This is a genomic window from Polaribacter sp. (genome assembly GCF_051251875.1).
Classification (GTDB): Bacteria; Bacteroidota; Bacteroidia; order Flavobacteriales; family Flavobacteriaceae; genus Polaribacter.
In genome coordinates, this window is sequence record NZ_JBPOGL010000053.1 from 1 (window position 1) to 11,675 (window position 11,675).

Below are 11,675 nucleotides of genomic sequence, written 5' to 3' on the forward strand. Positions count from 1 at the left end.
TGGAACTCTTCTGCGTGAATCTGCGCAATCTGCGAGAGAATTAATTACTATTTATAATTTTTCTTCTCTATCATATAGTATACTAAGGGTACCACCAACAAGGTTAATACCGTAGAAACAATGGTTCCTCCCATTAATGATATTGCTAGTCCTTGAAATATCGGATCAAACAAAATAACAAATGCGCCAATAACAACGGTTCCTGCTGTTAGTAAAATTGGTGTTGTTCTTACTGCTCCAGCTTCTATAGCCGCTTGTTTTAACGGAATGCCTTCTTCTAATCTTAAGTTGATAAAGTCAATTAATAAAACCGAGTTCCGAACCATAATTCCTGCCAACGCAATCATTCCAATAAAAGAAGTTGCTGTAAAAAAGGCACCCATAATCCAGTGTCCTAAAATAATTCCTATTAATGATAACGGTATGGCAACCATCATTACAATTGGTGCTTTAAAGTTTTGAAACCATCCAACAATTAAAATATAAATTAAGATAATGGCTCCCATAAATGCAATTCCTAAATCTCTAAAAACCTCTAAAGTAATTTGCCATTCTCCATCCCATTTTACCGTATAGTTGTCTTCATAATCTGGCTGACCTAAATACATTTCGTCTAATTTATATCCTTCAGGAAGCTTTATTTCTTTCAACTTTTCTTCCATGCCTAAAATAGCATACGCCGGACTTTCTAATTCTCCTGCCATATCTGCTGTTACATAAACAACTCGTTTTTGGTTCTTTCTATAAATACTTTTTGCTGCAATGGTTTCTTTAATCTCTACCAAATCTGCAATAGGTATCATATTTCCTTGTTTCGATTTTACTTTTAATTGAGAAATATCAGAAATGGTTGACTTTTCTTTTTCATCTAAAGTTAATACCAACCCAACCTGATTTACAGCATTTTCATCATACAAATTAGTAACCGGTCTGTTAGACAAAGCCATGTTCATGGTATATCCAATTTGTTGTGGTGCAACACCATACAACATGGCTTTTTCTTTATTGATTTCAAATTGATATTCTTTTTGATCATCTTCTACCATCCAATCAATATCTACTACATCATCAGTATTTTTTAAGATATTTTGAATGCTATTCGCAATCTTAATCTGCTCATTATAATCAGGTCCATAAACTTCAGCAACAATAGTTGATAAAACTGGCGGTCCTGGGGGAACTTCCACCAGCTTTACATTTGCATTATATTTTGCCGCAATTCGTTGTATTTCTGGTCGTAATAATTTTGCAATTCCATGACTCTGAATAGTTCTATGTTCTTTTCCAATTAAATTTACCTGAATATCTGCCATATTAGATCCACCACGTAAATCGTAATGACGCACCAAACCATTAAAAGTAATAGGCGCAGAAGTACCAATATAATTTTGATAATTTACCACTTCTGGTCTTGTAGCTAAATACTGAGAAATTTCTTGCGCAACTACACCTGTTCTTTCTAAAGTAGTGCCTTCTGGCATATCAATTACTACCTGAAACTCGTTTTTATTATCAAAAGGCAACATTTTTACTGCTACAGATTTTGTAAAAAACAACACCATTGTAGCCATTAAAACCACAAACGTTCCTCCTAAAAACAACCATCTTTTTGCTTTATTTTCTAATAAAGGTTTTTCAAACTTGCTATAAATTTTATAAATAAAAGTTTCTTCTAATGGTTTTTCAACTTTCTCTACACCACCTTTCTTATCTTTTTCTCTTAAGAAAATATACCCTAAATACGGCGTAATTGTCAACGCCACAAATAATGATAAAATCATTGCAATAGATGCCCCAATTGGCATTGGTGCCATATAAGGTCCCATTAAACCAGACACAAAAGCCATTGGTAAAACAGAAGCAATAACCGTAAATGTTGCTAAAATTGTTGGGTTACCAACTTCATTAATTGCATACAAAGCGGCTTGTTTAAATGGCAGTCTTTTCATTTTAAAATGCCTGTGCATATTTTCTGCAATAATAATGGAATCATCTACCACAATACCAGTTACAAAAACCAACGCAAACAAGGTAATTCTGTTCAACGTATAATCCATCATATAATAACTCAACAAGGTTAACGCAAATGTAATTGGCACAGACAAAAACACCACTAAACCACCACGCCAGCCCATTGCCAACATAACAACCAAGGTAACTGCAAAGATAGAACCAATAAGGTGCCACAACAATTCAGACACTTTATGAGAGGCGGTTTCTCCGTAATTTCTTGTAATTTCTACGTGTACATCATCCGGAATTAAAGTTGTTCTTAAATGATTTACTTTTGTTAAAATGACCTCCGCAATTTTCATGGCATCTGCACCTTTTCTTTTGGCTACAGAAATGGTAACTGCAGGATATTCAGATTTATATGTATTTGCTTTTTCACTTGCTTTTCCAAAACCTAAAGACACATAATTCTGTGGAATTTCAGGCCCATCAACAATATTGGCAATTTGTTTTAAATAAATTGGTCTGTTCTGTTGTACGCCAACTACTAAATTTTCAACATCAGTAGCAGACGCTAAAAAATTACCCGTTTTCACTAAAAACTCTGTATCATTTTTATCAAAACTACCAGCACTTAATTGTGTATTATTGGCTTTTATCATTTCGGAAACCGATAAAAAATCCAATCCGCTTGCGGCCAATTTATCTTTGTCTAAAACCACACGCAACTGGCGGTTTCTACCACCAATTTTATGCGTAATAGAAACATCATTTACCTTTTTAATTTCCGTTTCTAATTCTTGCGCCATTTGGCTTAATTGGTAATCATTATAGTTTTCACTCCACAACGTTAACCCCAACATTGGCACATCATCTATAGCACGCGTTTTAACCAACGGAAACGTAACACCAGCTGGCATTTGATCCATGTGTTTGTTAATTTCATTGTATAATTTTACAAAAGATCGCTCAATATCTTCGCCCACATAAAACTGCACAATTACCATTGCTTTTTCACTCATAGAAGTAGAATACACATATTCCACACCCTTAATATTCGAAATTAATTTTTCTAAAGGTTTTACCACTCTACTCTCAACCTCTGTAGGACTTGCACCCGGATATCCTACAAAAATATCTGCCATAGGCACATCTATTTGCGGCTCTTCTTCTCTCGGAATCAAAAAAGATGCGTACACACCAACCACCATAAAAACGATCATTAGCAATACGGTTAATTTTGATCCAATAAAGACTTTTGCAATTTTCCCAGCTAAACCTTCTTTCATATTTTCTTTTATTTTGGGCGTTTTAACAGGCTATCCATTTCAATCTTTTTTTGCCATATATGGCAGCAAAAAAAGGATTTCCATTGCTATCCTTAACGCGATAATTCTTGATTACTATTTTATCTTACTGATAACTGATAACTGATAACTGATAACTGATAACTGCCAACTGATGACTGAAAACTGTTTTACTGAACACTTATTTTTACTCCGTTAAATAATTTTCCTTCTGCAGAAACTATGTAAGATTCATCGGCATTTAAACCCGATAAAACCTCAACTTTATCACCAAAACTTCTTCCTAAACGCAACCAACGTAATAATGCTGTATTGCTTTCACTTACTGTATATATACCAGATAATTGACCATTTTTAACAATTGCATCCGTAGGAATTAAAACCAATTCTGATGTTGCTTTTCTTTCTACCGGAAACTGCACGGTAGCAAACATTCCAGATAAAATAGATACATCAGTTTTATCTAAATTAATTTTTACTAAATATTGTCCTCCTGTATTTTTAGCAGAAGTGCTTACCTCTGTAACTTTTCCTGTTAATGTTTTGTCCATAGATTTCACAAGTACATTTACAGTTGTTCCTTTTTTAATTTGAGAAATTTCAGTTTCAGGAACCATAGCAGTAACTTCAAACTCTTTGGGTGTTTCTAAACTAATTAGCGGCATTCCTGGGTTTGCCATATCTCCTACTTCAATATTTTTACTTGTAATTACACCACTAAAAGGAGCGGTAATATTAGAATATGCAAACTGCGCATTAATTTCGTTTTTCATTTGTTTGGCAGATTCTAAACCTGCTTTTGCCATCTGGTAATTAGCCGTCATGTCATCCATTTCTTTTTGAGTAACACTGTTACTTTCAAATAAATTTTTAAAACGATTGTAATTCTTTTCGGCATTCTTAAAAGCTGTTTGTGCTTGTGTAATTCCTGCGTTTACTTGTCCTTTTTTTGCTTGTAAATCGGTATTATTTATAGAAACTAGCAATTGACCTTTTCTAACTTTGTCTCCAACATTTACGTGTACTTTTTTAACATAGCCCATCATTCTGGTACTTACATCGGCACTGTTTGTTGCTTGTATTTTACCACTTGCAGACAAAAACGTAGTGTTATTATTTATAGCAACTTTGCTTACTGTAACTTTAATTGCAGGTGTGGTATCTATTGCTGCTTTTTTTTCTTCACTTCCACAACTCGTCATTATTAATGATGCTGTAAATAATGCTATTATGTGTATGTATTTTTTCATTGAATTTGGTTTTATTTTTTTACTGAAAACTGCGACTGTTTACTGCTAACTTTCTTTATTTCTTTGTTAGGAAATCTAAATAGGACTGTGTAAAATTATATTGGTAAATTGTTTGATAATATTCTAGTTGCTTTTGTGCAAATTGAGTTTCTGCCATTAATAAGTCAGACGTTTTTTCTAAACCTTCTTTAAATCTATTTTTTCTTATTCTTAAAGATTCTTCAGACTGTTGTACTGCTAAATCTGTTAAGGCTACACTATTTTTTGCATCTATTAATTGACGTTTTACTTTGTTCAACTCTAAATTACTTTTAGACACATATTGTTTGTATTCTAACTTCGATTTTTCAAATTCGGCTTTACTTTTTTGAGCTTTTCCAAAACGTTTAGAACCTTGAAAAATATCCCAACTTAATTGAGCGCCAATTAAATAACCACTTGCATCACCTTTAAAAATTTTATTATCATACATTTCATAACTTCCAAAAGCATTTAAACGCGGTAGAAAAGCCATTTTATCTGCTTTATTCATTGCTTCATAAGCCTTAGAGGCTAAGTGCATCGCTTTTATATCTGATCTGTTTTCAGAAATTGTTTTGTTATCCATTTGAATACTAGAAACCGTTAAACTTTCTGTTGGTTTGTACACAACATAGCTTTCATCATTCATTAAAAAAGACAGGTAATTAGAAGCATTTTGTACATTACTTTTTGCGGTTTGTAACTGGTTTTTAACTTCGGTAACGCGTACTTCTACATTTAAAACATCAGCTCGCTGTAAAAAACCTTGTTTAAAACTATTGTCTGCCATTTTTTTATTGGCATCTGCAGCTTCTAAGGCTTTTTCTAAAACATCTACAGCTTTATAAGCCAATTGCAATTGCATGTATGCTTTGTCTACTTCAAAGGCTAAATAATCTTGCGTTCTTTCTGTTTTTAAAGACATGGCTTGCATTTTAGTTTTGGCAGCTTTTCTTTGATAAAAACCATCTAAATTAATTAATGGTTGCTGTATTTCTATCTTTGTTGCAAAATTTCTAGTAGTTGTTGGATCATTTAATAAAGCAGGACTAAAATCATTCTGAGTTAATATTTCTTGGTTTAATTTAGACCCAAAAGCCATTAATGGGTTTGTGGTTGAAATACCGGTATGACTGGCCGTAATGTTTGGTAAAAAAACGGCATTTGTTTGTCTATAATCTGCTTTTGAAGCATTAAGTTCTTCCTCAGAAATCTGAATCGTTGTATTTTTCTCTTTAACTTTAGTTAAGACTTCTGCTTTTGAAATTGGTTTTATTTCTTGCGCTTGCAGCAATAAGGTGCCTGCAAACAAAGTAAATAAAGCAATGTATATTGTGTTTTTCATATAATATTCAATTATCTAGTACAAAAGTAAGTGGAGAATAAATTTCTGTCTGTAACCTTTGTTACTTACCGTTTAGGCTTTTTAACTAAAAACCACCCTTAAAAAGAGTGGTTTTATCATTATTAAACTTTTTATTAATTACATTGTTCTTGACTCTCTGAGATAATAGCATCATACTCAGTTTGAGTTAAAAATTGAGGAGTATAAGAATCTCCGGCATTTTCAATGCTTTTTACAAAACTTTTTAAATGGTTTCTAGAACCACATTCTAAATTTTCAAAAACGGCTATTAAAGAAGTATTATTTGTAGCGGCAATGTAATTTTGTAAGTCTACAATATCTAAATCTTCTATAGTTGCACCTATTTGTAAAGCATTAGATTTACTCTTAGCCCCATCTATTTTAAATTGATTATAATAGTTTTGCAAATTTTGGTTTTCAAACTCACCCATAGGTAATATAGTATATGCAATATTATTTTGTATTAATAAATTTTCTACAGCATCCATATGTGTTTGTTCGCTCTTGTTAATATTATTAAATTGATTAATAGACCAAACATTGTTTAGATAGATGTACGTATCTCTTGCCAATTTTTCTTCTTCTAACATAAACAACAACGCTGCTTTGTCTGCATCTATTAAAGTTGTTTCGTTAATATCTTCAAAGACCTCTTCATTAGAATCTGCACTAGAACAAGCGTAAAGGAATGTAAAAGATATAGTTGTAATGAGTATTAAAATGATATGATATCTATTTTTCATCTTGTTTGTTTTAAGGTTATATGTAAATTTCAGAAAAATAAAGAAATCATACAGTTACAAATGTTACATAGTAAAAAAAAGAAGAGAGCACTAGGCTCTCTTCTTTCAAGATATTAAATGATTTAACATCTTTAACCAACTAAAAACTGATAACCACATCAATTTACTTTTCTTGTGCCCCCATGTCCTCCAGCAACAATAAGCATTATTTTTATGCTTAAATAAATGAATTTGAAAAACTGAATGATAGGGTTCATCATTTTAAATCTTTGATATTTTGATATTCTTTGTGTCATGATTGTACGTTTTTTACTGTAAACTGAATATTCTTTTTACATCAGAATTAACTATTTAAAGTTTGATTCTTACTCCGGAATCAACCACCAAAAAGGTTTCATCTTAGCTTTGTAAATAAAGGCATAGTGCAACGCTAATTTTAACCAATGACCTGCCAAACCTATTTCTCCAAAGGTTTTTCCTAATTGTCTACCTTGTGTTTTTGGATATTTTTCATAATCTGGTACAATAGGAAATGTTGTAATACTAACGCCACTACCCGATGTAAGACCATAGCCTGCAGATGCAATACAAGCTGCTCCCATATTTCCCATAGATCCTTTATGAGAAAGAATTTCTTTTCCACTTTTAATAGCATCTATAATATTATCTGCCACTATAATTGCTGTAATACCAGAAGGCATACCAGTTCTTGGTGGTGCAGGAGAAATTACTGTTCCGTTTTTACTTGTTCTTGGTTTTGAAATGGCATGCGGAGGTGCAAATGCAATTCCGGGTGCAAAAATATTTTTATAACTTGGGTTTTGATAGGTTTCTGGCCAATCTTTTACAGACCATTTTTCATAAGGTTTTACAGTATAATCTGCATCTACAATCATAAAACCTTTAAATAATTTTTCTGTAATGTCATTTTCATTTTTGTCGTAAGCCTTAAATCCATGACCCGAAAAAGAAGGGATTAACATGGCAAAATCATAAGTTTCTGACTTGTATTCTCCGTCTAAATTTTCATAATGAGCAATTCCATCTGCAATTTTATTTACACCTGCGCCAAGTATCCATTTTATGTCTCTGTCTTCAAATATCATCTCTACCATTTCATGAGATTTCATAGTCATACTTCCGTAACTCAACAACATTCCATCCATTCCAAAATCTCCTAATTGGTATTCATTAGAAATCCATGTAATTTCTGCCATGTCTCGCACATTGTGTTTGTGCAATTCTCGTTCTACATTTAAAATATATTCGAAAGCAGCTCCTTGGCAAGTAGATTTTGCATGACCCGTGCCAATTAAAATTTTCACTTTTTTACCTTTTTTCATTTCTTGAATTAAGGCTTTTAAACCTGCCCAAGCATGATCTGCATGCGAATATGTACAAACGGAAAAAGTTTTGTTTTTTCCAGGGATTAAACCTTCTGTAGCTTCAAAATTTAATTTAGGACCCGTGGCATTTATCAGATAATCGTAGGTTACTTTTTCTTGCTGACCTTTGTTTTCTCCAACAACATATTCTGCTAAAACGTATGGTTTTTCTTCTTTTTTATCGCCTTCAGGAAAAAATGAAATTGCTTTTGCTTGCTTATATCCAATGCCTTTCTTTTTATAAAGTGGTGCTAATGGAAAATAGATTTTTTCTGATTTCATTCTACCAATGCCTACCCAAATATTAGAAGGAACCCATTGGTAATTACTGTTGGGAGAAACTACAACTACCTCATGCTCTTTAGATAATTTTCTACGCAAATGAGCAGCAGCCACATGACCAGAAATTCCTGCTCCTAAAATGACAATTTTAGACATGATTATTATTTTAGTTAAAGGTAGTTTCAATTAAAAAACTACACAGTAACTTTTGTTACACAAATACAAGTTCTTTAATTTGTTTTCTTATAACTCCAAACTGCCAAACCATTCATAATTAGCGCATACAAAAACGTTTTTATTAACTGTGGAAGAATATCTGAAAAACCAGAACCTTTTAACATAACCATACGCATTACCTGAACAAAATATTTAATAGGATTAAAATCTGTAATTGTTTGCGCCCATTTTGGCATACTTTCAATAGGTGTAAATAAACCACTCATTAAAATAAATATGACCATAAAAAACCAAGCAATAAACATGGCTTGTTGCTGTGTATCTGTATAGTTTGAAATGAATAAACCAATACCCAAAACTACCAGAATATAAATTGATGTGTAAAAATACATCAACAATAAACTACCAACCATGGGTACATTAAAAATAAGTTTTGCAATGATTAATCCAACACTTAAAATAGCCAATCCAATTACCCAAAAAGGAAATAACTTACCAATTATAAACTGACTTTTTTTAATGGGTGTTACATTAATTTGCTCTAAAGTTCCTATTTCTTTTTCTCTGACAATATTCATTCCAGAAAGAAAAAGGGTAATCATAGTAACCAACAAAACTAAAATTCCTGGAACCATATAGGTTTTGTAATTCAGCGTATTATTATACCAAAAAGACGGAATTGTAGTAATATTTACTGGTTGTATTTTTTGCATGTCTGAAACCTGCATTACATCTACTTTTAGCTTTTTATTAAAGCTTTGAATAATCTGTGTAACATAAACATTTTCTAAACCCGCCGCTGCGCCATCAATTGCATTTATGGTAACTCCTAAAGTTGCTTTTTTCTCTTTTTGAAAATCTCTCTCAAAATAAGTTGGAATTTCTAAAATTACATCTACTTCACCATTTAACATTGCCTGACTTGCTAATTTTTCTGAAGGAAAATCTGTTAAAACATTAAAATAAGTGGATGCATTAAATTTTTCAACCAAAGCTCTTGATGTTGATGAATGATCATAATCAACAAAACCAAATTTTATGTTTTTAACATCAAAAGTTGCTGCATTTGATAAAATTATCAGCTGAATTAATGGCAGTACAAAAATAATTGGCAACATACCTTTGTTTCTAAAGATTTGCTTAAATTCTTTTTGTATGATATATAGGATTGTTTTCATATTTTTCTGCTTACTGAGAACTGTTTTATTCTAATCTTATTTTATATTTTTTGACACTTAATCCTATAAAAAACACGGTCATTCCTAATAAAATTAGGGTTTCTTTCCATACATATTGCAAACCAACTCCTTTTAACATAATGCCTTTAATAATGATGATAAACCATTTTGCGGGAATAATATTACTGATAATTTGCAATGGTAAAGGCATGCTAGAAATTGGAAAAATAAATCCGGATAGCAAAATTACAGGCAACATTAATCCCATTAAAGAAATCATCATTGCGGTTTGCTGTGTTGCAGAAACGGTTGATATTAAAATACCTAATGCCAATGCTGTTATAATAAATAAAACACTTTCTAATCCTAATAAAAATAAACTTCCTTGAACGGGCATTTTAAAGATAAAAATGCTCAATACAATTATAATTATTGCATTAATTATAGACAGAAAAATATAAGGAAACACTTTACCAACAATTACTTGAAAAGGTTTTAAAGGTGAAACCAATAAAATTTCCATGGTTCCTAATTCTTTTTCTTTGGTAATGGAAATAGAAGTCATCATGGCAGATACAAGCATTAAAATAATAGTCATAACTCCCGGAACAAACATATATACACTTTTTAATTCCGGGTTATAAACCATATGAGTTTGCGGTATAATTTGATATGCTTGAACAACACCACTATTTTGTTCTTTTAAATAATTTTGAAGAATTGCATTTACATAATTGCTGATTGTATTAGCTGTATTAGGATCTGTGGCATCTGAAATTACCTGAATTTTGGAATTATTTTCTTTGATAAGGTTTTTACTAAAATTTTTTTCAAAATTTAAAACCGCTTTTACTTTACCTTTCTTAAAAACAGCCTCTATATCTGCTTCTTTTTCAATAAATTGATGAATGCTAAAATATTTTGACGCAGCTATTTTATTAATAATTTCTTTGGTAGTTGCATCTTTAGAATGATCTAAAATAGCAATATCTACATTGTTAATTTCGTTGGTTATTGCAAAACCAAATAACATAATTTGTGCAATGGGCATTCCAAAGAGGATAAACAATGAGCGTTTATCTCTAAAAATATGATAAAATTCTTTTTTTATAAAGCCTATAAACCTGTTCATATTATATTTTTTTCTTCTGTGGATATATCTCCCGCTGATTTCACAGATTAGCGCAGCTTTATTTTATCAATATGCATGATTTTTCTGCGAACATCTGCGTTATCTTCGGGACACTTTTTATAATCCATTTACTTTTCTAAAAATTCCTTTTGTGATATTGTCTTCATTAAAATTGACTAATATTCCTAATTTTAAACCTGATAGTTTTAAATAAGTAAGTACTTGTTTATGATGTACTTTTGCTAATTTTTCTACAGATTTTATTTCTATTATTACCTTATCATTTACTAATAAATCTAATCTATAACCATTATCGAGATTAATGTCATCATAAAATATTGGTAATATTACTTGCCTTTTAGCGGATAAGCCTTCTTTTTCTAATTCATAGGATAAAACAGTTTCGTAAACTGATTCTAACAAACCTGGACCTAATTCATTATAGACTTTAAAAATTGCTCCTCTAATTATATAAGATATTTCATTTTCTGTTTTTTCTTCCATAGTTTTTTTTTAGTTCTCGCTGATTACATGGATTACCGCAGATTTTTTTCAATAACATTGTTTTTTTCTGCGCAAATCTGCGTTTTCTGTGGTCAACATTTTTTATATTCCTTTTTTCTCCTGCTGATTTCGCTGATAACCGCAGATTTTTTAATTACACCTTAAATTCTTATTTCTGCGTAAATCTGCGTTTTCTGTGGTCAACGTTTTTTATATTCTTTTTTCTCCCGCTGATTTGGCTGATAACCGCAGATTTTTTAATTACACTTTAAATTCTTATTTCTGCGTAAATCTGTGAAATCTGTGGTCAACGTTTTTTATATTCTTTTTTCTCCCGCTGATTTGGCTGATAACCGCAGATTTTTTAATTACACTTT

At 31.4% G+C, this 11,675-nt stretch carries 8 protein-coding genes; all 8 read right to left on the reverse strand.

Features of this window, described 5'->3' with window-relative positions:
• Positions 1-47 precede the first annotated feature (47 nt).
• Positions 48-3,242 carry an efflux RND transporter permease subunit gene (locus ACSHW5_RS16060; protein ID WP_435677166.1) on the reverse strand — a complete coding sequence of 1,065 codons (3,195 nt, stop codon included), beginning with the start codon at positions 3,240-3,242 and terminating at the stop codon, positions 48-50.
• 188 nt (positions 3,243-3,430) lie between these two features.
• Positions 3,431-4,510 carry an efflux RND transporter periplasmic adaptor subunit gene (locus ACSHW5_RS16065; RefSeq protein WP_435677167.1) on the reverse strand — a complete coding sequence of 360 codons (1,080 nt, stop codon included), beginning with the start codon at positions 4,508-4,510 and terminating at the stop codon, positions 3,431-3,433.
• 55 nt (positions 4,511-4,565) lie between these two features.
• The gene (locus tag ACSHW5_RS16070) at positions 4,566-5,876 is read right to left on the reverse strand and encodes a TolC family protein (protein ID WP_435677168.1); all 1,311 of its coding nucleotides are present in this window, start codon (positions 5,874-5,876) and stop codon (positions 4,566-4,568) included.
• A 134-nt stretch (positions 5,877-6,010) separates the two neighbouring features.
• The gene (locus tag ACSHW5_RS16075) at positions 6,011-6,640 is read right to left on the reverse strand and encodes a DUF2202 domain-containing protein (RefSeq protein ID WP_435677169.1); all 630 of its coding nucleotides are present in this window, start codon (positions 6,638-6,640) and stop codon (positions 6,011-6,013) included.
• Positions 6,641-7,005: 365 nt separating this feature from the next.
• Positions 7,006-8,463 (reverse strand): NAD(P)/FAD-dependent oxidoreductase, encoded by a 1,458-nt coding sequence (locus tag ACSHW5_RS16080; RefSeq protein WP_435677170.1) that lies wholly within the window; start codon positions 8,461-8,463, stop codon positions 7,006-7,008.
• 74 nt (positions 8,464-8,537) lie between these two features.
• Positions 8,538-9,662 carry an ABC transporter permease gene (locus ACSHW5_RS16085; RefSeq protein WP_435677171.1) on the reverse strand — a complete coding sequence of 375 codons (1,125 nt, stop codon included), beginning with the start codon at positions 9,660-9,662 and terminating at the stop codon, positions 8,538-8,540.
• Positions 9,663-9,687: 25 nt separating this feature from the next.
• On the reverse strand, positions 9,688-10,794 hold the full coding sequence (locus tag ACSHW5_RS16090; protein ID WP_435677172.1) for an ABC transporter permease: 1,107 nt from the start codon (positions 10,792-10,794) through the stop codon (positions 9,688-9,690).
• 117 nt (positions 10,795-10,911) lie between these two features.
• The gene (locus ACSHW5_RS16095; protein WP_435677173.1) at positions 10,912-11,298 is read right to left on the reverse strand and encodes a GxxExxY protein; all 387 of its coding nucleotides are present in this window, start codon (positions 11,296-11,298) and stop codon (positions 10,912-10,914) included.
• Between the last annotated feature and the right edge of the window lie 377 nt (positions 11,299-11,675).

Bases quoted from the DNA above. Each gene is read 5' to 3' on its own strand.
- ACSHW5_RS16060 (WP_435677166.1), bottom strand. From the start codon at position 3,242: ATGAAAGAAGGTTTAGCTGGGAAAATTGCAAAAGTCTTTATTGGATCA.
- ACSHW5_RS16090 (WP_435677172.1), bottom strand. From the start codon at position 10,794: ATGAACAGGTTTATAGGCTTTATAAAAAAAGAATTTTATCATATTTTT.
- ACSHW5_RS16080 (WP_435677170.1), bottom strand. From the start codon at position 8,463: ATGTCTAAAATTGTCATTTTAGGAGCAGGAATTTCTGGTCATGTGGCT.
- ACSHW5_RS16085 (WP_435677171.1), bottom strand. From the start codon at position 9,662: ATGAAAACAATCCTATATATCATACAAAAAGAATTTAAGCAAATCTTT.
- ACSHW5_RS16065 (WP_435677167.1), bottom strand. From the start codon at position 4,510: ATGAAAAAATACATACACATAATAGCATTATTTACAGCATCATTAATA.
- ACSHW5_RS16070 (WP_435677168.1), bottom strand. From the start codon at position 5,876: ATGAAAAACACAATATACATTGCTTTATTTACTTTGTTTGCAGGCACC.
- ACSHW5_RS16095 (WP_435677173.1), bottom strand. From the start codon at position 11,298: ATGGAAGAAAAAACAGAAAATGAAATATCTTATATAATTAGAGGAGCA.
- ACSHW5_RS16075 (WP_435677169.1), bottom strand. From the start codon at position 6,640: ATGAAAAATAGATATCATATCATTTTAATACTCATTACAACTATATCT.